Annotated in this window: 18 protein-coding genes and 1 pseudogene; 6 read left to right on the top strand and 13 right to left on the bottom strand. The window is 38.6% G+C overall.

Annotated features, from left to right (window positions below):
* Positions 1-284: 284 nt before the first annotated feature.
* The 4 genes from LZD48_RS14175 (at position 285) to LZD48_RS14160 (ending at position 4,511) form a co-directional block, all read left to right on the top strand.
* Complete coding sequence (locus LZD48_RS14175; protein WP_235763378.1) at positions 285-800, top strand: DoxX family protein; 516 nt, start codon at positions 285-287, stop codon at positions 798-800.
* A 267-nt stretch (positions 801-1,067) separates the two neighbouring features.
* Positions 1,068-2,219 carry an RNA-guided endonuclease InsQ/TnpB family protein gene (locus tag LZD48_RS14170; RefSeq protein ID WP_235763377.1) on the top strand — a complete coding sequence of 384 codons (1,152 nt, stop codon included), beginning with the start codon at positions 1,068-1,070 and terminating at the stop codon, positions 2,217-2,219.
* Between the two features lie 34 nt (positions 2,220-2,253).
* Complete coding sequence (locus LZD48_RS14165; RefSeq protein WP_235763376.1) at positions 2,254-3,027, top strand: helical backbone metal receptor; 774 nt, start codon at positions 2,254-2,256, stop codon at positions 3,025-3,027.
* 137 nt (positions 3,028-3,164) lie between these two features.
* Positions 3,165-4,511 (top strand): cyclic 2,3-diphosphoglycerate synthase, encoded by a 1,347-nt coding sequence (locus LZD48_RS14160; RefSeq protein ID WP_235763375.1) that lies wholly within the window; start codon positions 3,165-3,167, stop codon positions 4,509-4,511.
* 124 nt (positions 4,512-4,635) lie between these two features.
* Here the strand turns inward: LZD48_RS14160 and LZD48_RS14155 are convergent, their stop codons facing one another.
* The 8 genes from LZD48_RS14155 to nagA all read right to left on the bottom strand — a co-directional run bounded on the left by LZD48_RS14155 (position 4,636) and on the right by nagA (position 13,214).
* Complete coding sequence (locus LZD48_RS14155) at positions 4,636-6,285, bottom strand: glycerol-3-phosphate dehydrogenase/oxidase (RefSeq protein ID WP_235763374.1); 1,650 nt, start codon at positions 6,283-6,285, stop codon at positions 4,636-4,638.
* A 458-nt stretch (positions 6,286-6,743) separates the two neighbouring features.
* Positions 6,744-8,237 carry a glycerol kinase GlpK gene (glpK, locus tag LZD48_RS14150; protein WP_235763373.1) on the bottom strand — a complete coding sequence of 498 codons (1,494 nt, stop codon included), beginning with the start codon at positions 8,235-8,237 and terminating at the stop codon, positions 6,744-6,746.
* Positions 8,238-8,259: 22 nt separating this feature from the next.
* Complete coding sequence (locus LZD48_RS14145; protein ID WP_235763372.1) at positions 8,260-9,087, bottom strand: MIP/aquaporin family protein; 828 nt, start codon at positions 9,085-9,087, stop codon at positions 8,260-8,262.
* A gap of 260 nt (positions 9,088-9,347) precedes the next feature.
* Positions 9,348-9,893, bottom strand: coding sequence for a glycerol-3-phosphate responsive antiterminator (locus tag LZD48_RS14140; protein ID WP_156856177.1), 546 nt, complete (start codon positions 9,891-9,893; stop codon positions 9,348-9,350).
* Positions 9,894-9,948: 55 nt separating this feature from the next.
* The gene (gene dhaM, locus LZD48_RS14135) at positions 9,949-10,326 is read right to left on the bottom strand and encodes a dihydroxyacetone kinase phosphoryl donor subunit DhaM (protein ID WP_235763371.1); all 378 of its coding nucleotides are present in this window, start codon (positions 10,324-10,326) and stop codon (positions 9,949-9,951) included.
* Between the two features lie 6 nt (positions 10,327-10,332).
* A complete protein-coding gene (dhaL, locus tag LZD48_RS14130; protein WP_235763370.1) occupies positions 10,333-10,953 on the bottom strand; it encodes a dihydroxyacetone kinase subunit DhaL in 621 nt (206 codons plus the stop codon).
* Positions 10,954-10,968: 15 nt separating this feature from the next.
* On the bottom strand, positions 10,969-11,964 hold the full coding sequence (gene dhaK / locus LZD48_RS14125) for a dihydroxyacetone kinase subunit DhaK (protein ID WP_235763369.1): 996 nt from the start codon (positions 11,962-11,964) through the stop codon (positions 10,969-10,971).
* Between the two features lie 86 nt (positions 11,965-12,050).
* On the bottom strand, positions 12,051-13,214 hold the full coding sequence (gene nagA, locus LZD48_RS14120) for an N-acetylglucosamine-6-phosphate deacetylase (protein WP_235763368.1): 1,164 nt from the start codon (positions 13,212-13,214) through the stop codon (positions 12,051-12,053).
* 133 nt (positions 13,215-13,347) lie between these two features.
* Here nagA and LZD48_RS14115 point away from each other — a divergent pair, with 133 nt between their 5' ends.
* The gene (locus LZD48_RS14115) at positions 13,348-14,082 is read left to right on the top strand and encodes a GntR family transcriptional regulator (RefSeq protein WP_235763367.1); all 735 of its coding nucleotides are present in this window, start codon (positions 13,348-13,350) and stop codon (positions 14,080-14,082) included.
* Positions 14,083-14,108: 26 nt separating this feature from the next.
* Here LZD48_RS14115 and nagE read toward each other — a convergent pair whose 3' ends face one another.
* From nagE to LZD48_RS14090, 5 genes and pseudogenes are all read right to left on the bottom strand, one after another.
* Positions 14,109-15,560 carry an N-acetylglucosamine-specific PTS transporter subunit IIBC gene (gene nagE / locus LZD48_RS14110; protein ID WP_235763366.1) on the bottom strand — a complete coding sequence of 484 codons (1,452 nt, stop codon included), beginning with the start codon at positions 15,558-15,560 and terminating at the stop codon, positions 14,109-14,111.
* Positions 15,561-15,851: 291 nt separating this feature from the next.
* A pseudogene (locus LZD48_RS14105) lies at positions 15,852-16,064 on the bottom strand (hypothetical protein); the annotation flags it as partial.
* Positions 16,065-16,335: 271 nt separating this feature from the next.
* Entirely contained in the window at positions 16,336-17,628 is a 1,293-nt protein-coding gene (locus LZD48_RS14100) for a lanthionine synthetase C family protein (RefSeq protein WP_235763364.1), read from the bottom strand.
* Positions 17,629-17,659: 31 nt separating this feature from the next.
* Positions 17,660-19,489, bottom strand: a complete 1,830-nt coding sequence (locus LZD48_RS14095) for an ABC transporter ATP-binding protein (protein WP_235763363.1) — start codon at positions 19,487-19,489, stop codon at positions 17,660-17,662.
* Complete coding sequence (locus tag LZD48_RS14090; protein ID WP_235763362.1) at positions 19,482-22,643, bottom strand: lantibiotic dehydratase; 3,162 nt, start codon at positions 22,641-22,643, stop codon at positions 19,482-19,484. The genes LZD48_RS14095 and LZD48_RS14090 overlap by 8 nt, the downstream gene beginning before the upstream one ends.
* 614 nt (positions 22,644-23,257) lie before the next feature.
* On the opposite strand from LZD48_RS14090, the gene LZD48_RS14085 reads away from it, so the two are divergent.
* On the top strand, positions 23,258-24,148 hold the full coding sequence (locus LZD48_RS14085; RefSeq protein ID WP_235763361.1) for a TetR/AcrR family transcriptional regulator: 891 nt from the start codon (positions 23,258-23,260) through the stop codon (positions 24,146-24,148).
* Positions 24,149-24,154: the final 6 nt, after the last annotated feature.

The raw sequence follows: 24,154 nt of genomic DNA, 5'->3' as shown, positions 1-24,154 counted from the left end.
AATACAGCTTGAACCCTTTCATCCAATGTGTGTTTCATTACTTTCTCAGACATAATAAAAACTCCCTTTATAGTAGTAGAGATCTTTTATTATTTCTCTGTCTACTATAAAGGGAGCATATCACAGAGCATTTGTCCCAGGAATTTTGGGACAAATGCTCTGAGCCCGCTATTTAATTGTTACAAAGCGGTGAAGTATATTGCATTTTCACGTTGAATACAGTATATTTAAATTGTAAGAGTTAGTGAAATGTTTCACAATAAAATATGTGAGGAGATAAACAAATGAAAAACTTTCTTAAAGGACCTCAGATGGCGATTATTTGGACAATATTGCGTATTTGGCTAGGTGTACAATGGTTGACTGCGGGTTGGGGTAAAGTAGTTGGAGGCTTTGATGCTAGCGGATATCTGCAAGGTGTACTTGCCAACGCAACGGGTGAAGCCCCTACGGTACAAGCATGGTACGCAACTTTTATCGAAGGCTTCGCGATTCCAAATGTCGGTTTAATAAATATTTTGATCCCTTGGGGAGAGCTCTTGGTAGGTATCGGTTTAATCCTTGGTGCAGCTACTATTCCTGCTTTAATTGCTGGTGCATTCATGAATCTTAATTTCTTACTTGCAGGAACATTGAGTACAAATCCGATCTTTTACACGGTTGCGATTGTGTTATTATTCACAGGTGCGGCTAGTTATCACTACGGTGTCGACCGTTTCATCGCTCCATATATCAAGGCTCGTTTCCATAAAAAGGTACAAACCAAACCAACAGATAAAACAGTTAATTTCCCAGCATAAACTGGGACAAATACACTGACCCCGTGTCCCGATCAGGACATGGGGTCAGTGTGTTTGATATTTTTTATAAATTTATCAATTTATTATTATCAGCGGATTTCATTAGTTATATTATCATTTTGCTCTCTATCATCCCTATATCTGTGATATATTTCGTAGTATAATAGGGATAGGGTGATAACTGTGTCAAATGTTATTCACGGTGGAGGATACGTTTACCCACTTCAATACCATCTATAAAAACAAAAATGACAGGTGGTGGAATCCATGCTGGAATTCGTGAACCGTGGCTATGTGTATCGTGCGACCCCCATTTCTCAAGATGCAGAAACGTATTTCCGACAATGTTTCGGTGCAAAGAGAAAGATGTATAACCTCCATGTTGCCCACCTCTATGATTATTTGGAAAAAAGTAACTATCAACCAGGTGATGCCTTACCTTCATTAAAAAAGATGGGGATGTCGACTGTTTCTCAATTCAAAAAACAATGTTTAAATGAAGATGATGTGGCTTACTTCTATCTTGTAGACGCATTCGCCTCCAACGAAGCAAAACAGCACTTCAACAAGGCGATAACAGCCTTCAACAAAATTGCTTATAAGAAACAATACAAAAAATCCACTTTAAAACGTCAGAAAACACTCGGGATAGAACCGACATTCCGTGATTTAAAAGGAATGCCGAAGTTCAAATCCCGTAAAGGCAGCACAGCCAGCTATACGACATTCAACCAAAATGGAACTATCTACATTAAAGACGACATATTATATCTCCCGTCTGCACAAAAGTCTCCTGTGAAAGTAGTCGGGTTAAGGCTGAACAAACATCGGCCCTTACCGCAGGGCAGTAACATTAAACATGTTACGGTTACGATGAACACGAAAGGACAATATGACGTGTCTATTTGTGTTGAATTTTCAATAGAAATTGCCAGCATTGGTACGCCTAATCGTATTCTAGGACTAGATTATTCTCAATCTCATTTTTTCGTTGACAATGAGGGTAAGAAAGCCAATTATCCTCAATACTACAGGGAAATGAAAGAACGTTTGGCGAAAGAACGACGCGTGCTATCGCGCAGAGTAAAAGGTTCCAATCGTTGGGAAAAACAACGGCTTTTCGTTTCGAGATTGGAAACCAAAGTCGCAAACCAACGAAAAGATTGGCTTCACAAGAAGGCTTATACGCTTGCGAACCATTATGACATGATTGTAGTAGAGAACGTAAATCTTCGTGCGATTGGACAAAACAAGTATTATGCCAAAAATCAGCAAGATAATGGTTTCGGTAATTTTCGCCTCTATTTAAAATACAAATTGGAGCAACGGGGGAAATACTTTGTCAAAGCACCGAAAATATTTGCATCTACCCAATTATGTTCAGCTTGCGGTCATAAAAATACAGCACTAAAACTCTGACCCCACTGTTCCGCCAATTAAGGAGGTTATTTGTGTGAGTGTTCGTGATCATCTCGGTCGGTTGGTTCCGCTTGTTCGTAAACCGGAGCGGATTATTTCGTTTGTTCCGGCGATAACCGAGACAATGTATCATTTAGGATTAGATAAAAAAATCGTCGGGCGAACCAGGTTTTGCAAATTTCCGGAAGATAAAGTCCAGCATGCCGTTAATATTGGTGGCACAAAAGATATGAAACTGGATCGTATCCATGAATTAAAGCCAGATCTAATCATTGCTGAAAAAGAAGAAAACACGAAGGAAATGGTGGAGACGCTAGAAAAACATTATCCAGTTTTTGTCTTTGAAGTGCAACATTTCAAGGATGTCTTCCCCATGATTGAAGATATTGGTCGACTAACAGATAGAGAAAAAGCTGCAATACAACTTATGCAACAAATCAAAAACGCATTTCAAGTCCTGCCACATGGGAAGAATAATCGAGTTGCCTATGTCATTTGGCAAAAGCCCTATATGGTAGTGGGAAAAGATACATATATCAATTCGTTGCTTGAAGAAATGGGATTCAGCAATCCTTTTACAGAAGCGGAAGGACGCTATCCATTGGTGAATGAAAAGGATTTCAAGAAAGCAAAACTCGATGAAGTTTTCCTTGCGACGGAGCCTTTTCCTTTTCGGGAAAAACACCTCGACGTGTTCGAGAAGATGTTGCCGCATACGAAGGTAAGGATTGTAGATGGAGAAATGTTCTGGTACGGCGCGAAAATGGTAGAAGCGGCCGCTTATTTCAAGACTTTTCGGGAAGAATAATAGATTTCTTTAAATAAATAGGCGGATTCATCAAGCTTTTTTCAGATGAATCCACTTTTTTTATTTAACCTATTGAATAAATATACATTAAATAGTATAATTATAATCAATTCTTTACACACATAGGAGCGAATACAATGAAAACTAAAAATGTAATTATAATTGGTGCGGCCGGAAGAGACTTTCATAACTTTAACACGTATTATCGTGATAATAATGCATATAATGTTGTTGCGTTTACTGCAGCGCAAATTCCTGATATTGATGGACGGAAATATCCGAGTGAACTTGCGGGAGAACTATATCCAGAAGGTATTCCTATTTATTCCCAAGATGAACTGCCGAAACTAATCAAAGAACTTGAAGTCGATGAGTGTGTTTTTGCCTTCAGTGATTTAAGCTATGAAGATGTCATGGGAATCAGCGCCGTTGTGAACGCTGCTGGTGCCGACTTTAAATTGCTTGGACCAAACAGTACGATGCTGAAAAGTAAGAAGCCGGTTATTTCCGTAACGGCAGTACGTACTGGAACAGGGAAAAGCCAAACATCCCGTAAGATTATCGAAACACTACTTAACAATAATTTAAAAGTTGTAGCAATCCGTCATCCAATGCCTTACGGTGACCTCAACGCTCAGCGAGTACAGCGTTTTGCAACTGTTGACGACTTAAAAAAGCATGAATGTACCATTGAGGAAATGGAAGAGTATGAACCACATGTAATAAGAGGAAATATTGTCTATGCCGGAGTAGATTATGCAGATATTTTAGAGGCTGCGGAAAATGATCCGGATGGCTGTGACGTGATTCTTTGGGACGGTGGAAATAATGATTTCTCATTCATTGAACCGGACCTGGCAGTAACCGTACTTGATCCGCATCGTCCTGGTCACGAGCTGAAGTATTATCCTGGCGAGGTATGTTTAAGAACGACCGATGTCTCGATTATCAACAAAGTGGACAGCGCACCGCAAGAAGCGATTGACATTGTGGAAAATAATATTAAAACAGCAAGCCCGAATAGTGAAATTATCAAAGCCGAATCCACTATATCTGTGGATAAGCCGGAGCTCATTAAAGGGAAACGTGTTTTAGTTGTGGAAGACGGGCCGACACTTACCCACGGCGAAATGAAAATTGGCGCTGGAACTGTTGCTGCAGAGCGAAACGGAGCAACAGAAGTAATTGATCCCACTCCATATTTAGTAGGTTCACTAAAAGAAACATTTGCAACTTATCCACATCTGGAAAACGTACTTCCTGCGATGGGATATGGTGAAAAACAGTTGAAGGATTTAGAGGAAACAATTAATAATACAGATTGTGACGCGGTTATTATCGGAACGCCAATCGATTTAACACGAGTTATCAACATCAATAAACCAACCACTCGCGTCTTCTATGACTTAGACGAAGTAGAAGGACCGAACTTGGACAACATCCTTGAAAACTTCATCAAAAAACACCAGCTGCAATTAGCATAAAAAATCGGGACACGGGGTCAGAGCCGTTGCCCCGATTTTTTTATGGGACAATGCCTCCGACCCCAATGTCCCGCCGTTTTTTGCGAGCGGGACAGATGCTCTGACCCCGTGTCCCGGCAAGTTATCAGTCCCGGGTGGGGTGAGTTGCGTCATGTAAGGCTTGTTCCAATTCTTTTTCATATTCTTGTTTCTGTTCATTAGTCCAATCAAGAATTTTCGCCATATATTGAACCACTTCATTTTTATGTTCGTGTACCCAGGAAATATTGAAAAATAACGCGCCTGTACGTCTAATAAAAAAGTCTGTCGGCTTATATGTTGATTCATAGTCAATGGAATAACGCAGCATCGTAAGCACCACCGGATCTATTGTCCCGTCTTCGGCTTGGGATTCATGCTGATAAATATCATATATAATTTCTACATTAGAGCCATATCGTTGCACAAGCTCCTTCGCTATTTCTTCTTTTAAGCCAATTTGCAATCCAATCTCTACCTTTTCTTTTATAAAATCAGGAAAACCTGCTGATCCTCCTACAGATCCGCCAGAGATACGTAATTCTTTCGTTTGCGTATCAGGGAATGTCCGGCCCTCTTCTTCAGCTAATTGCTTCCCGACTAAATCCACAATGCTTTCTGCCATCTTACGGTACCCGGTTAACTTTCCGCCAGCTATGGAAATAAAACCTGTATCAGAGATAAAAATTTCATCTTTCCGGGAAACCTCTGAGGGGTCTTTCCCCTCTTCATGGATAAGCGGACGTAAGCCGGCCCAGCTCGACTCCACATCTTCTGCTTTAATACCGACTTGAGGGAACATATAATCAATTGCTTTTAACACATATTCCTGGTCTGCTATGGTCATTTTCGGATTGGCAATATCGCCTTCATACACGGTATCTGTAGTACCTACATAAGTTTTGCCCTCCCGCGGAATAGCGAATATCATCCTTCCATCTGGAGTATCAAAATAAATAGCTTGTTTTAACGGAAATCGTCCACCATCAAATACGAGATGGATTCCTTTCGTCAATCTCAAATGCTTTCCTTTTTTAGAGTTGTCTAATTCACGTAACGTATCTACCCATGGTCCAGCAGCATTTACAACTTTTTTTGCATAATATTTCTGGGTTGTGCCATCTATTTGATCCCTGGCCTCCACACCAATTACTTTATTATTTTCATAAATTAAGTTCGTGATTTTCATATAATTTAGAGCAAGCGCACCATTTTCTACAGCTTTTTTCATCACCTCAATCGTTAAGCGGGCGTCATCTGTCTTATACTCCACATAGTAACCCGCTCCTTTCAGGTCTGCTGCATTTAGCAACGGTTCTCGGCTTAACGCCTCTTCCGGCTTAAACATTTTTCTTCTTTCCTCTTTTTCCACCCCGGCAAGAATATCATAGACCCGCAAGCCAATATTCGTTGTGAACGGCCCGAACGTCCCTCCTTTATAAAACGGAAGCATCATCCATTCCGGTGTGGTCACATGGGGGCCATTTTCATAAACAATTGCCCGCTCCCTGCCGGTTTCCGTAACCACGCCTATTTCAAACTGTTTCAAATACCGCAATCCACCATGGATAAGTTTCGTGGAGCGACTGGAAGTACCCGCTGAGAAATCCTGCATTTCGAATACAGCTACCTTCATCTCTCTTGTTGCCGCGTCAAGAGCAATTCCAGCTCCTGTAATACCCCCACCTATTACGATTAAATCAAGATTTTCCTGCATGTTCCTTTTTATTTCTTCGCGATGTAAACTTGAAAACATGTGAACCCGCTCCTTTTTTTAATGAATACCGTATATTTGTAGTTTATCACGCATTAACGATCTGTAATCCTGCTTCCATACACATGAGAGAAATCCTAAATGTAAGGAGGAGGATAAACAGTCCGTAAATCCCTGATTCTGTTCAACTAACATTCATCGGGGGAGATAAGGAATTCCCCAATGAGTGAAGTTTCACTTTATAATTTGAGACGGATTTATGTTATGAGACCAATCATTACCTAAACAATATGATAACCTCATTAATAATGATCCCTCGTTTCTCACATAAACAAAAAGAGACCACAAAACACTCTAAAGATTAGAGGTCATGTGGTCTCTCGGGAATCTCCGTCCAATATATTAACTTAATGATAGTATAACACCTATTCTGTCCGCTGGTAAAGTATTTCACCTCTATAACAGTGCGTCACTTGGAAAAAAGCTTAAATTTGAGCTTCTTATATCTTGAATACTCTCGTTGCCTCCACAGCTTTCTTCCAACCATTATAAAGCTCGTTGCGTTTTTCTTCTGCAGATTCAGGCGTAAAGCTGCGCTCAATTTGCCATTGTTTTGCTATTTCTTCTCTGTCCTTCCAATAACCGATTGCCAAACCAGCTAAATACGCCGCTCCTAAAGCTGTTGTTTCGTTAATCACAGGCCTATCGACTTGAACATTCAAAAGATCGCTCTGGAACTGCATGAGGAAATTATTTTTAACCGCTCCACCGTCAACACGTAATGATTTCACATCAATACCCGAGTCGGCAGCCATGATATCTACAACATCTTTTGACTGATAAGCAATCGATTCCAGTGTAGCCCGAACAAGATGCTCTTTTGTCGTGCCACGCGTCAGCCCGAACACTGCTCCCCGCGCTTCACTATCCCAATATGGTGTACCTAATCCAACAAATGCAGGAACGACATACACACCGTCTGTCGATGCCACATTCGTAGCTAATTGCTCACTATCTGGGGCGCTTTCCAATAATTCCAATCCATCGCGGAGCCATTGAATCGCGGATCCTGACACAAACACGCTGCCTTCAAGAGCATATTCAACTTTTCCGTCTACTCCCCAAGCAATCGTCGTCAGTAAACCATTTTCAGATCCGACACCTTGTTCTCCCGTGTTCATTAATAAGAATCCGCCTGTACCATACGTATTTTTAACCATTCCTTTGTCAAAACACGCTTGACCGAATAAAGCTGCTTGCTGATCACCTGCAATCCCAGCGATGGGAACTTCTTCCCCGAAGAAATGATAACTTACGGTATGGGCATATACTTCTGAAGACTGTTTCACCTCAGGAAGCATACTCTTTGGTACCGTTAAAATGTCGAGCAGCTCATCATCCCATTTTAAATCATAAATATTGTACATCAAGGTCCTGGAAGCATTGGAGTAGTCCGTGACATGAACTTTATGACCTGATAATTTATATACAAGCCAGCTGTCAATCGTACCGAATTGCAGTTCTCCGTTTTCCGCTTTTTCCCTTGCTCCGTCCACATGATCTAAAATCCATTTTACCTTTGTCCCAGAAAAGTACGGATCAAGCAACAAGCCTGTCTTTTCTTTAAACAAGTCATTATAGCCTTTTTCGCGCAAGGTTTGCACAATCTCTTCCGTTTGCCTTGATTGCCAGACGACCGCTCTATAAATAGGCTTTCCAGTTTTTCTATCCCAGACAACAGTCGTTTCCCTTTGGTTGGAAATACCGATACCTGCCACTTGATCCGGACCGATATCAGCCTTTCTTAACACATCCGCAATACAAGCTAGAACAGATGTCCAAATTTCATTGGCATCATGCTCAACCCAACCGGGATGTGGAAAAAATTGCTCAAATTCCCGTTGTGATACTTCCACAATCTCTCCCTTTTCGTTAAATAAGATAGCCCGCGAGCTGGTTGTTCCTTGATCAATAGATAAAATAAATTTTTTCATCTGTTTTCCCCTCCCATTTTGCTTAAGATACTTTTTTATTAGCTATCGGTCTATTCGGTGCTTTTTTTAATTCGATGCTTGCAGCGGCCACAAATATGATAGCTACCACCACACTCGCTATCCAAAACATCGTGGTATAAGCACCTGTAAAGAAAGCTTGATAAAACAAGGCCCCATAAACCCCGCCGATAATAGGACCAATCACCGGAACCCACGCGTATCCCCAATCAGAGCTTCCTTTACCGGGTATTGGAAGCAGGGCATGTGCAATCCTTGGTCCTAAATCACGTGCCGGGTTAATCGCGTAACCTGTAGGTCCTCCTAAAGACATACCGATCGCAACAATTAACGCACCCACAACAAGCGGGTTTAACCCTTCCGTAAATTGATTGGCACCAATAAAGAGTAGACCTAGAAGCAGAGCGAACGTACCAATCATTTCAGTAACAAGGTTTGATAATGGACTCCGGATTGCCGGTCCTGTTGCGAATACGGCTAACTTCAGGTCCGTCTCCCTTGTCTCTCTCCAATGAGGTAAATAAGCAAAGAAAACGATGGTGGCTCCAATTATAGCACCAACCATTTGTCCTGAAATATACGTTAATACATTTTCCCAAGGAAATTCTCCAATAGCAGCAAACCCTAAAGTAACAGCTGGATTCAGATGGGCTCCAGAAAAGTTTCCTGCGGCGTACACCCCTAAAGTTACCGCAAGTCCCCATCCGAGTGTTATTAGCACCCAGCCACCGCCAGCACCTTTTGACTTGTTCAAAATATTGCTTGCTACCACACCGCCGCCAAAAATAATGAGAACCATCGTACCAATGACCTCTGCTAGAAACGCTGACATCCCTTAACCCCCTTTAAATATTAAACCCCTTACAACAAGTTATGACAAGCCTTAAAAAAAATCACACCTCACCCCATAATATTTCCCGTTCAAAGAAATATGGGGTGCAGTGTGATTCTCTCATCTCCAGCACTTCGCTTAACTTGTAACTAGCATTCTACATCGCCGTGAAAGCGTTGTCAACAAAAATATTTCAGGTTTTTATTTGCGTCTTTCAGCTTGAAGGCAACAAGCAAAGATGTGGTCTTAGTTTCTAACTGCTAAAGCTCCCAAAGTAGGTTACTCGAGGTTGTTACAGCTACGGCACCATTTTTAATAGTTTCCTTAACATCCTGCTCTGTTCTGATTAATCCCCCGGCAATAATGGGTATGCCCGTTTCTTCTTGTACTTCTTTAATGATTCCGGGTAGAATTGCCGGTAATATTTCAATATAATCAGGATTCACCCGCTTACATATTTGCAAATTGTGATCAAGTGCATGACTATCTAAAGCAAATAAACGTTGAATAGCAACAATACGTTGCTTTTTGACAAGGGAAATTACTTCTCCTCTTGTCGAAATGATTCCATCTACTTTTACATTATTCGTTAAAAATTCTATCCCATATTTATCTGCTTTTAATCCACTAATCAGATCCGCATGCACATATATCTTTTTTCCATATTGATGAGCATATTTAACTAAATTTTGCAATTGGGAGACACGACTTTCTAATAAAATAATAGTCTCGTGGCCGCTCTCTAGGACTTTTTCAAAATCTTTGATCTTTCGAATTGCTGGTATAACTTTGTCTTTAAACAACATGAAAACCCCTCTGGATCGATTTTTATTTGTTAACCCTATCCGCTAAATAAGTTTCCTAACGCCTATCATTTTTTTCAGCAGCCACTTGCACTTCTTCTAGTGACTTTCCCATCCCTGCTTCTACTGCTGCAACGAAAGCCCCTTCAAGAATCGGTGCCTCTGCGATATGAACATTTTCATATTCATTCAGCTCGACTGCTAGTTCGGCATTCATTTTAGCACTGCCAATATCATAGAATACGAGAACTCCTCCTACACTATGAACCTCTTCTATCGCTTTTGTTATTTTATCAATGCTCGTACCGATTTCTCCTTCTTCTGTTCCACCTGCTATCCCAATCGACACAGCTGGTACCATTTGCTTGATGATATCCCGAATCCCTTCCACAACTTTCGAGCTGTGGGAAACGAGCACAATACTTACATTTGCCAATTTTTATTAGTCACCTTCTTTCAACACTTCAGCAAGACTTGAGAAAATATAGAACGATGAAACCGAGCCAGGATCCAAATGACCAATCGAGCGTTCTCGCAAGTAGGCCGCTCTGCCTTTCGTCGCTTCAAGGTCTTTCGTCGCTTCCATCGCTTCTTTCGCTGCTGATTCAAAGTCTGCTGCATTAAAGCTATCCTGGCTGTTCAAGTAATCCACAAGCGGCTCCCAGACGTCAACGAGTGTTTTCTCGTTTTTTTCTGCTTTACCTCGCTGTTTTATTCCTGCAAGCGCCTCTTGCAACCCGCTCTTGAACTTCGGAAAATCTAGCGTTTCACTGCCTTTTACTTCCATTGATAGTTTTAAAAAGGCTGTACCATATAGCGGACCAGCCGCACCGCCAACTTTCGATAGTAAAGTCATGGAGACATCTTTCAATAAATCAGAAACATTATCATAATCAGTGGCAGTAATTTTCACCTCTACTTCCTGAAAACCTCGTGCCATATTGATTCCATGGTCACCATCACCAATTGCCTGATCCAATTCAGTTAAATATTCTTTATTTTCCTGGATTTTTTCATTTACCAAAGTCATCCATTTTACTGTATTAGCTACATTTAACACCATTTCTTTGCCTCCATTTCAGCGCCGGAACGCCGGTGCCTTCGACTTAGCATCCAACAGTTCCTTTAGCTCGTCGTCAAGCTTTAATAAAGTTACGGAAATACCTGCCATTTCTAAAGATGTCATGTACTCCCCGACAAATGTGTCATAGATACGGATACCCCTATTTGTTAAAATTTCATTCACTTTTTTATTAACGATGTATAGTTCCATTTCTGGCGTACCTCCTAAGCCATTCACCATAACCGCAACTTCTGATTCGCTTTCAAGCTTGAGGTCATCCAGCACCTTTTCCGTAAGTTCCCCAGCAATATCTTCAGCACTCGTAATAGCTTTCCGTTCAATACCTGGTTCCCCGTGAATACCAATTCCAATTTCCATTTCATTTTCTTCCAAAGTAAAGCTCGGTGTCCCGGCAGCTGGTACGGTACACGGGGTAATCGCCATCCCGATGGAACGCACATTTTTGATTGTCTTCTCTGCAACTGCTTTCACTTCCGCAAGCGTTCCACCTGCTTCAGCTTTTGCTCCGGCTAGCTTATGGACGAAAACCGTCCCTGCAATCCCCCTACGACCGGTCGTAAATGAACTATCCTCTACCGCAACATCGTCATTTACAATAACCTGCTCTACACGAATTCCTTCCGCTTCAGCCAGTTCAGCTGCCATGTCAAAGTTCATCACGTCACCCGTATAGTTTTTAATCACAAGCAACACACCCTCACCAGCGTCAACTGCTTTGATCCCTTCCAGCACCTGATCTGGGGTAGGTGAAGTAAACACTTCTCCAGCAACTGCAGCGTCAAGCATCCCCTCACCGACGTAACCAGCATGGGCCGGCTCGTGACCGCTCCCGCCACCACTAACTAAGCCAACCTTATTTGCAGCCGGGGCATCAACCCTTGCAATAACTGTTGTCCCGGGCAATAATCTAACTTCCCTTGGGTAAGCAGCAACAAACCCATCCAACATATCCCTTACAACCAAATTCGGATCATTAATTATCTTCTTCACAACCACTACCTCCTATTCAAAAATAATAACTAACCCCATTGTAGAGCGGGACACGGGGTCAGTGTAAATGTCCCAGTACAAAACTTTTACCCAATATGGGCAATAATCCCACGGCAAATCGTATATTTTATATTTAATTCAGTATCCACAATCAATAAGTCCGCATCTTTCCCCACAGTAATACTTCCTTTACGGTCATACACACCGGCTTGTTTTGCAGGGTTGACGGAAGCCATTTGAATAATATCCCGTATTCCAACCCCAACAAGAAGCTTAAACATTTTCTTGACTGCCTCTTGCATCGAAAGAATACTCCCAGCTAGCGTACCATCCGCAAGCACTGCACGGTCCTCAGTCACTTTTACCGGCTGACCACCTAGTTCATAATCCCCTGGAGGGAGCCCCTTCGCACGCATCGCATCCGTAATCAATGTCAGTCGTCCGCTCCCCATATTATGGTATACCAATTGAAGCATTTCATCCGAAACATGGATACCATCCGCAATCAGTTCCGCATGTAATTCTTCCAGTAATAAAGCTGCACCGACCGCTCCAATGTCCCGATGATGAATTCCGTTCATCGCATTACATAAATGCGTCAATTGCCGTACCCCTTGTCGGACAGCTCTTTTAAGCTCTGAAAAACCTGCATCCGTATGTCCTGCTGAAACCGTAACACCTGTTTCATTTAAATATCGAATGAAATTTCCCTCTGGATCATGTTCAGGCGCAAGAGTTATCATTTTAATCTTATTCCCCGCAAGCTCTTGCCATCTATTGAAAAGTCCCACGTCTGGTTTCTGTATATATTCTACCGGCTGAGCACCAGCTTTCGTTTTTTCTACAAAAGGACCTTCCAGATGCACACCGATTACTTCCGATTTTCCTGGTTTGCTTTTAAAATTTGCGATATTTCGAAGTGCTTGCCCGATTTTTTCAGTTGCTTGCGTAATTGTTGTCGCAAGGAAAGCAGTTGTACCCTCCTTAGGCAAAAATTCAGCCATTATCTGAAGTGCATCAGGCATCGCGTCCATCACATCTGCCCCTGCTGCTCCGTGAATATGAGTATCGATGAAACCCGGAATAAGATATTCATGCTTAGCATCAATAACTTGTGCTTGCGGCGGAATATCCTCAGCCAAACCATCCTCTGCAACAATCTGCTCAATCAAGCCATCCCGGATAACTACCCTCGCCTCAGGGATGATCTCACTTTCCGTATACACTTGTGCATTCTTAACAACAATCATTTGTAGCTCTCCTTCCTGCTGCTCTGACCCCGATGTCCCGTTCTTCCTATACAAGTGGTCTATACATCCTTACAATTATACATGTTGTCGTCTTTTTGATACAATTAGTGAAGATAAGTAGGGGGTTTTTAGTATGATTGATAAAGATTCACCAATCCCAATTTATTATCAATTAGAAGTACTAATCAGGCAATTAATTGAAACGAACGAGCTAAAACCTGGTGATCTATTGCCATCTGAGCGAGAGTTCACAGAAAAATATAATATTAGTCGGATGACTGTAAGACAAGCGATCAACAATCTTGCAAGCGAAGGACTTTTATACCGTCAAAAAGGAAAAGGCACCTTTGTCGCGGAGAATAAGTTCGAACAAGATCTTTCCGGTTTAACTAGTTTCAGTGAAGATATGAAAAGCCGCGGACTCATCCCATCGAATAAACTGATCAGTTTTAAAACTATTTCAGGAAACACCGAGCTTGCCTCTATTTTAAAATTAAATGCAGCGGATACCATTTACGAAATCAAACGAATCCGCCTTGCAAACGATGAACCCGTTGCCCTTGAGACAGTGTATACTCCCAAAAAACTTGTCGGGGAAATGACGAAACAAGATGTCACAACCTCATTCTATCACTATTTGGAAAACAAGCTTCAATTGCAAATAGGGTACGGCACCCAGAGCATCGAGGCTGTACTTGCCACAGATAATGAAATCAACCATTTACGCATCAAAGAGGGGAATCCGATATTACTCATGAAACGGACAAGTTATTTACAAGAAGACTTAGAAACCCCTGTTGAATACGTGAAGTCCGCTTACCGTGCAGATAAATATATCTTCCATTTACAGATGAAACGGGAATCCTAAGGTATCCCCGTTCCATCTTTTTTCCGCTATTTTTTATTTCGGATGCTCCTTACCTCATCTGCCACTGCTTGCACCTGGGTACCAACGATAACCTGAACATTGTTTTTCCCAACAATTTGGACGCCCGGCACACCAGTTGCTTTAATTCTTGGCTGATCTACCTGTTGTGCGTCTTTAACTTCCAGTCTGAGCCGCGTCGCACAATTATCAACGGAGAGAACATTTTCATCCCCACCAAGACCTGCGTAAATTTCACGAGCCATCACTGCAAAGCGATCACCTACACCAGAGGCTGATTCAGTCGCCGCTTCCACAACTTCATCATCTTCCCGGCCCGGCGTTTTCATGTCGAATTTAACGATCAAGAAACGGAATAAGAAATAATAAATTACCGCAAACGCAAGTCCCTGCACAATAAGCATCCATGGTTGATTGGCGAGCGGCAACCGCGAACTCAAGAAAAAGTCGATTGCTCCAGCACTGAAACTGAAACCTGCCGTCCAGCCAAAGGCCGAGGCAATAAATAAAGATAACCCTGTTAAAGCAGCATGCACTACATAAAGAAATGGTGCTAAGAACATAAAAGAAAATTCAATTGGTTCGGTTACCCCTGTCAGGAAAGCTGCAAAAGCCGCGGCCATCAGTAGAGAAGCAGCCTGTTTTCTGCTTTTCGTTTTAGCCGTACGATACATTGCCAATGCTGCTGCTGGCAAACCAAACATCATAATCGGGAAAAATCCGGCCTGATACATTCCCGTTACCCCTTTTTCCCCTTCACTGGACCAGAAATTAGCAATATCATTAATACCAGCCACGTCAAACCAAAATACCGAGTTTAGCGCGTGATGCAGGCCGGTTGGAATTAACAGGCGATTAAAGAAGCCATAAAGCCCAGCACCAACAGAACCTAAATTACTGATTGCGGTACCGAATGCGACTAATCCGGAATAAGCAATTGGCCAGATCAACAAAAAGAGTAAAGACAAAAGAAGCATCGTACCAGCTGTCATTATCGGAACAAGCCGTTTTCCACTAAAGAAGGCAAGCGCATCAGGAAGTTTCGTCTTACTAAAACGGTTATACATTGCGGCAGCAATAAGACCTGAAATAATACCAACAAAGACGTTCTCAATATTAGCAAAAGATGCATTCACACTATCCGTTTCAATCCCTTGAAGCAGAGCCACATTATCAACAGAAAGCACTGTAGTAACAATCAAATACCCTACTAAACCACTAAGCGCTGCAGATCCATCCTTTTCCTTCGCCATACCGACCGCGACACCAACCGCGAATAATACAGGGAGGAAATCTAAAATAGCACTACCAGCACTGATAAGGAAAGCAGCTACTTTATTCGCCTCGCCCCATCCGTCTGGGTCAATTCCGTAACCAATCCCCATCAAAATCGCGGCAGCCGGCAGTACAGCTACAGGGAGCATGAGCGATTTACCAAGGTTTTGTAAATACTTCATCATAATAATCATCCTCTTCTAGAATTTAATGATGATAAAGCTTGTTCTTGGTCATTTTCCTTTCATCTTTCATGTTGGATTAATAAAAAACGCAATATGATAGCGCTGTCATTTAAAAGGAAAATTTAACTTTTGCTACTGCCCTCCCTTCCATCTTCAAACTGATTGGTAGCACGTAAAAAAAGATTTATTCATATTTATTTTATCAAAATACAGTATGGTTGTCTATACAACTATACGTATGCAAATCCATCATTATACCTAAGAAAACAGCTCTTTATGCTTTTTCATTAATTACTCATTATGCTCATCAGCTCCATCCACATTCCCACTAAGGAAAACAGGCGGAGTAATCCCTTTCTCTGCCAGTGAGGCGATAGCTAGTGCGATAACACTATTTATAATCGCGGCTCTTATAATCGTCGAGCTTGGAGCAAACGGAACCGCAACGTTATCATGCTCCAAGAGTGCATCTCCAAACGGGACATGATTGTCGATATGAAGGTCGCAGTACATAAATCATTTCCTCTTGCGCTTTCTTAAAGAGTTTCTTCAATATCATACTCTTTCCACCTCCGACTTTATAAGTGAAAAATTTACAATCACAGTTTAGCATCCAATATTGCCTGTCTATACATAAGTTGGACATTTAACCTCAAAGTCATCGAGCAAATAGTGAATTAAAGGGATTGCTGTAAAGGTTCGTTAGCATATGAAAGAATAACAAAGACAGGCATACACCTGTCCCTTGCTTAAGTTTCTTAGAGTAAAAACTTGATTAATCTAATAAAAACAAAAACGACCAATTCGGCTTCTTTAACTTATCCACAGCATCAATCGTTGACCAAATACCAGAAATACCCTCTAATCCTCCTACACATGTTTTTTTGTTGCCGTTATAATCTATATCATAGAACCCTAGTGGATTATTTTTATTAAAGAAAGTTAGTAATTCGTCTTTAATTGTTTCCATAAAGTAATATAAATTTTCATCTCTAGTTTCTAAATACATTAATAAAGTTTGATGTAATAAACCTGCATATCCGTGACAATAAGTTGGCGATACAAGCCCAAGTTGATTCAGATTTAATTTTGATAATGAAGAATAAGCGTGTTTAGCCAACTCTTTATATAGTTGATTATTAGTGACTCTTCCACTTAACCATAATGTACGTGCGACACCAGGGGCTCCATAACACCAAGCGAAAGAATACTTATTATATGACTGCAACTTCTTATTTGTGAATTCTTCAAAGCTAATCTTAGATGGCCACCAGACCATTTCCCCATCTTCTTGAGCAAAGTCTATTAAAATGCTGCTTAAATGATGAATCACCTCAACCTGTTTTGGATAATTAAATCCTTGTTCATAAGCAAGTGATAAAAATGCTAAAGGCCCGCATATTCCATGAGATATTCCTAAGTCGAGATGACCATTTTGATATCTATTCCTATCATCTTCAAATTGATTATCAAATGTTATAAAGTAATGGGAGAGTAAAAATCCGTTCACTTCCTGCTGATTGTCTAAAAGAACAAAGTAATCAATCATTTTATTTATTAGTTGGTTTACTTCTTCTTCCTTTGAAAAAAACAATAAATATCTCCCAATTCCTGCCAAACCATAGATCGTTTCGAAATCAAAACTTTGGACGTTACCAGATTGTATATTCTTTTTGGCTTGATTTAAAAAATCTTCTGTACTATTAACTATAAGTTCGTTGATTTGGTGAAGAAAGTTACTATAATACTTTCCATTATTTGAAAGCAAATAAGTAGAAGCTGCGATACCAGTTAATCCTGCCCATAACGATAAATGCATTGGTTGTAAGTTTGTGTTAATATATTGCAGCATATTAGCTCCTACTTCTTCCCATTGCTTTTCTTGTTCCTGAAGTTGTGCGCTTAACATAAGAACTCCAGATAGTCCCGTTGCCAAGGAAAGATCGGGTGTTGTTACTTTGCTTTTTTCGAGGAGTCTTATTAACTTCTTAGGTTCCATTAACGTGTGTTTGAACTGACGTAGAAACTCTTCCATATTTATTTCAAATATTTCAGTATTTTTTTCCATTAGTGGGGTTCCCTCCCTAAACACCAGATATTTATTTTGCCTTTTTTAAATTATTCATTTGCAGTCTATATAGTCTAGGGTAGACACCAGCTATCTCCAAAAGTTCCTCATGAGTGCCTCTTTCTACCACTTCCCCTTGCTGTAAAACAAGAATATGATCGGCAAAGTGCATAGAGGTATAACGATGGGAAATGAATATTCCTATTCTTCCTTCAACTAAATCACCGAACTTTTTAAAGATATTTGCCTCAGCCACTGAATCTAACGCAGCACTTGGTTCATCTAAAATATATAACGAAGCATCACGCATAAAAGCTCGAGCAATAGCTAATCGTTGCCATTGTCCTCCCGAAAGTTGATAACCATCTAGAAAATACTTTCCTAACTGTGTATTCTTCTGTTTAGGTAAGGTTTGAACAAATGCTGTAAGGCCAGACTTTTCTATAGCATCATTCACTCTATTTTCATCGTTTAGATTGTCAATATCTCCGAACCCGACATTTTTCCATAGACTCATCTCGTAGTTCACAAAATCTTGAAAGACTACGCCTAATTCCTTATAAAATAGTTCCGTTGGTATATCCCGAATGGAAATACCATTAATTAATATTTCACCTTCATAATCATTATACAATTTACATATCAGCTTAATTATTGTAGATTTACCAGACCCATTTTGGCCAACTAAAGCAAGTGTTTCTCCTCTTCTAAGTTTGAAATTAACGTTTTTTAAAACATAATTTTCTGTTGCTGGATATTTAAAATATACATTGCGAAACTCAATGGTTTCAATTTCGGAAAAGAATACAGTCTGTTTATCTTTTGTTAAAGCTCCTTCATCGTGACCATCTTTTAAATCTAAAAAGAAAAATAACTGTTGTATATATAAATTATTTTTACAGATATCAACAATATCCCAAACAATGGTTTGAGAGTTAGTATAAGTCAAAGTAATGGCAGAAAAATAGGCAACTAAATTACCGATATTTATATCACCATAAAATCCGGCATAAGCAACATAAAAAACGATGATACCGACAATAATATTCCCACATAATTGCGAGACAATAGACAATTGTGTTCGTTTATTTGCCAAAAATTTATCTTCTTTAAGAAATTGATTAATGATGTTCCTATATTCTTTTAATAGATAATTACTTAAACGATAAATCTTCGCTTCTTTAAAGCTGGAATCCCGCGTTTGTAATTGTAAAAGATACCATGACTTACGTTGATTTGGTACACGATGATAATGAATAAGAAATTCTTTTTTTCCTAAACTTAAATAAGCAAAAAAGAATAGTATAGGAACAAGCCCTAGAAGCAATGTCAATTTCCAATTCCAGGTTAATAGAATTCCAGCTGAAGAAACAAGCGTTACCGCGCCAGTAATAATAGATAGTATTTGTTGAAAGATTTCATATGGTCTAAAATCAGCTTCTTGCTGCGACCGTTGCAATTGATCCTGAATTAATGAATTTTCAAAGTTAGGCAAACTCATCTTTCCAACCTTTTTTATAATTTCAACTTTTACATGGTTAGAAAGATAGGTTTGATAGACGGTCGATGTGTGCATTTGGAAGATCATTAAAAGTTCATTTAAAAAGAATAAGCTAACGAAAACAGCGAGAGGAACCAAGACAATATTAAATTCACTCGTTTGGTTGTTTAAGACAATCGTATTCACTACTTGTTGTGTTGCAATTAAAGTTAAGGCAGGCATTAACCCTCTACTTATACTAAGCACTAAAATACAAAAAAAATAAAATTGGTTTGCTTTCCATAAAATATTAAAGATGCGTGGCCATAGTGAAAAAGTAAATATAATACTTCTTATACTTATTGAGTCTACATTAACCATTATTTTGTACTTCCTTAACTGCATTTTTCTGATTGATCAGTGTATAAAGTAGATGCCTATATAAAGTAATTGCCCTTTTTTCAAATACCCGATCGATTCCAATAAGCCGATTCATATGTAGATGAATCATACTGTCTAGAATATGGGTTTCATCAGAATATAAAAGATGTTCCAATTTATGCTGTTCAATAGCATGTTTGTAAGAAACCAGAGCATCGTTTCGTTGGTGGAGACAGTGAAGGATAAACCTTTCTTCCTCCGAATTGCTGTTAAAACCGTTCAAATAATCATTGAAAAACTGAATGAAAGTGCTTCTATTCTCTCGAAAGTCCTTTAAATACGCTTTATAATTAGTAGAACGGTTCAAAAAATCTAATTGCTGTTCAAAGGACCAACCGTAAGTAGACATATAATGGCTAATGTTTAAAATAGCAAGTTGATCTGAAGGCATCGTTAATCCTACAGTTTGTTTTCTATTCAAAATATCTAAAGATAAAAGACTATCGGAGTAGAATAATTGCTCGGCAACATTCATAAGACCAGGAGAGCCATACCTTTCTATTTCGGGATCATATGTATCAACTGTGCATTTATTAATAATACCTATCTCTAGCATGGAATTTAACCAATCACGAAGAGTTGCAATTGCCTCCTCGGAAATATTGGGTATATTAAATCGAAGTCTGATATGAAATTTAGGGTCTCTATAGCGCATAAAGAAAAAATGGTTATACCAGTTATTATTTTTTATAAAATAATAAAGATGCTCTCCTAAGAATTCTTCTACTCTATTCTCGGCGCAGTAAATTTTTAAATAGATCCAATTACTAAAAGGCAGAAATATCCGGTCTTCATTAGGAATTATCGATAATGGACTTTTTTTAATTTGCTCAGTAAATCTATGTTCATCGACCCATTTACTTTTATTTATGAAAGAAAATACTATTTCCCTAGCATATCCTTCTTCACTATCCAAATATTCGAGTAACGTTAATGTTGTACCATGCTCTAGTTTTGCTACTTCCCGATAGAGATCCTCCATGTGAACTTTATTGTGCAAATCATATAATATTTGATTATCTAAATTAGAAAGATAAACAAATCTAGGTATCTGGTATTTTCTTTTTAATTCAGAAAACTCCAAGCTAAAGTCATTAAAACTTTTTTGTTTTTTAAACATATAGGAATGAAGCGTCCATCTTGCACGGCTCAAAATAATATTCTTATACGTGATTCTTGGTAATGCAGGGAGATTTAAACTAATAATATTACTAAAAAAATATGGATAATTTGTACCCATTCGCTGCATTCCTACTTCAATTAAAAAGCGATAAATATTAGAGCAAATATCTGGATTTAATCTATGACTACTGACAGGAATTATTTCTTTCTGTAGTTTCTTAGATTTTAAGTAAAGCGAATCATGTGTGCTCCCAACAACAACATCTGAAAGCTCAATATGATTTTCATGGTAGAAGTTGCTTACGATGTTTAAAGTATAGTCCCTTCTATTTTTAATTTGACATACATTTAAATTACGAGGATCTATAGTAGCTGGGGTTACTTCTACTAACAATGCATCTGGATGCAATTCTTTTTCTTTCTCATTAATATGTGACCAATATTCTTCTGCTTCAGGAAAATAGTTTATAAACCTCCCTATCGTCGATCCAGCTCCGTTAGCATATGGATTAGCTCCCAGAACAAAGTTGGTTTGATCACCCTTCTTAATAGTCGTAAAAAACATATCAAGGGAATCTGGGGAACGATACTCTTGACTATTCAAATTCCTAATAACATCAATATGTTTTTTTGTTAATTCAAGTTCATTCTTGTTCATTAAAAATGTTTCTGTAATCCATTGAATAAATAAATTATCTATAAATCCGAGTGGATCTTTAGCATTATTCTCCTCACTATTATTTGGATTTGGAGGGTAAGTATAGGAATTAGGAGCACCAATACCAATATCATTATCTAACAATTCTATTAGGGGCACTTCTCTCTCCAATCCGTATTGTTCTAAAAATAAGTTATGGTATTTCTGTAAATTATGATTCACAATTCCACCATTCAAAGCGGTAAGCTGACACAACAAATTAGTAACGTCTTCTATATTTTCTTTTATAGCATCCGATAGAGTAAATGGTTTCCCCTCAGTAATCAGATCAATTTTCAAAGGATCTTTAACGTGTATTAATTTCCTCATCTTTTTCGTTAACTGATGGAAAAATTCTAGACCTTTTCCAATTTCTAGTTCCTCATACTCATTTATTAACAAATCCAATTCTTTTAGTTCGCGGGTTAAGGGATGATCATAATTAACCTCCTCTAATATCGTTAGAATCATTTTCAAAGGATTACTAATTGTATTGGTTAATTCTAAGTTGGTAATTAAAAACTCTTGTTGAATCAAATTAAATAAGAATTTGATAATAATTTCCTCTTCTACCCCTGGGTTTTTCTCCGATAAGATACGTAACATTTCAAGAAATGGAATACCGTTCTTTGTATGCTTAACTACGTCTTGAATAATCTTATTATAATTTATAGTAGTTTCTGTATATGAAATATCAGACTCGTCATTTTTTACACTGTTCGAACTAAAAGCAAGCTTTGCTCGATTCCCTTTGGCTAAGATACTTCCATTTACTTTAATATCTAAACTATAAATCAACTCCACATCACTTTGTAATAGCTTCACTAATTGATGAGCCCATTCCATATCAACTTGAACCTTTTTTCGGTAAGTAAACGAATCGTGAATAGGAGTGTGTTCATGATGAAACGTTCCAATTCCTACTGAAGCACATAAGCCAAACGGTGTTGTTCTAGTTGATATACGGTTTAAGTACCGGAAAACACCTTTAATAACATTTCGTTTATCTTTGGATCTACTTTCTAAATTAGTTCTTTCAATCGAGAAATACAAGGAGGGACTGGATACGGATATTATTTCCTTTATTGCTTTATTACCCAAAACAAGGTTCTTAAAAAACAGTAACTGCTCATCCATTGACATATTGTTTAAAAACTTTTCAGAGACATGATTAAAGAAATATGACATACTCTCGAAAGGTGTCCTTACCATAAAACGATCCAAAACTTGAAGGTTAGATGTTGATTTTCGAGATGTTAGATGGTTTTTTTTCATGTTTCTAGCTCCTTTTTGAAATAAGAAGTTCATCTCGCGGATATAACTTAGAGATGAACTTCTCATTTTAGTAAAAATTATTTATTGCCACAGCCAAAGGAAATACACACTAATGTTGGGCAACTTCTAGATGGACACGCACGGAGTGACACTCTAATAGGTGAAACCGTGTTTGGCGTAGCCACTCCTTTAACTGATACTGAATTTTTTTGTACATTTAGTTCGAAATCCTTTTGCATAATTATTTCTACCTCCAATATTTTTTATTTTGTGATATCACATGTTCATAATAGAATGCACCAAAAATAAGTCAATATTGCTATTTTTTCCATTAATGATATAATATATCAAGAATGTTACATATATTTCGTAAATGTTACGATTAACATAATATTTTATAGTTTTTGTTTTTTTGTTCTTACATAAACTTAATTAATGTATTATTGAAATAGTTACTTGATTCTGCGAAATTCTTCTTTCTTTCCTGAAGGTCATAGGCTCAAATCTATTTTCTACCAGAAGTCGAATCAAAGTTTCGCAAAAACATACCGGGCTGACTAGTACGTATTACGTTTTTTAAGTTAATTCCAAAATTATGACAGGGGTGATTGGTTTTGAGGGAGAGAATTTTAACAGCAGCTTTAACATTATTTGCCCAAAAAGGCTATTACGCTTCCAGTGTTCAGGAAATCGCTAATTGTGCTGAAATATCTAGGAGTACGTTATACTCGTATTTTACGTCAAAAAAACATATCCTTATTTCCGTTTATCAGTTTTATCTAGATAGCTTATATGAACGCTTACAGCTAGAGTTAATAGAACATAGTGAGTTTGAACAAAGACTACATACTTTTAAAAAGATATTAAGAAACTATTTAAGTGTTCCATTTGAACATGAAGAGTTTTTAATTATGCAAATGAATGAACAAAATATTAATGACCCAGAAGTGGCGAATTATGTTATCGAGAAAAGAAATCAAATTTACAAAAGACTTGTGGAAATCTTGCAATATCTAGGCGGAAAAGAATTAAACTATTGTTCACTAGATATGGTAATTATTTTAAATAGTATAGTTGAGGAGTACAGTACGGTAGCCATTTATGACCGTAAAGATTTAGAATTGGACGATCTTGTTGAGTATATTAGCCAGATTATTACATGTATTTATAAAGGTTTTATTTCGAATCAAATCGTTCCCTTATTGGAGGCTTATGATTTCTCGGAAGAAAGAGAAAATGAAAACGAAAATGAAATCGATGTGTGCTCTGTCCTTAAAAGAAAAGTGGAGGATTTAGAATTAATTATCAAAAATATTCAATTATCAAGAGAGGAGTTCGTAGAAGTAAGTACCTCGGTAAAATTAATACGTAAAGAGCTCGAAAAATCGCAGGGTGGTGATTTAATAATCATACTAGGTTTATTACGTAATATACAGCAAATAAAAGATTTAAGGTATACTGTGGACGTTTGTACTTCAATCATTCAACAAAATTATCTTAAGTAGGTGATC

This window comes from Oceanobacillus alkalisoli, assembly GCF_021556485.1.
GTDB lineage: Bacteria > Bacillota > Bacilli > Bacillales > Amphibacillaceae > Oceanobacillus > Oceanobacillus alkalisoli.
This window is presented reverse-complemented; position numbering and strand designations above follow the sequence as displayed.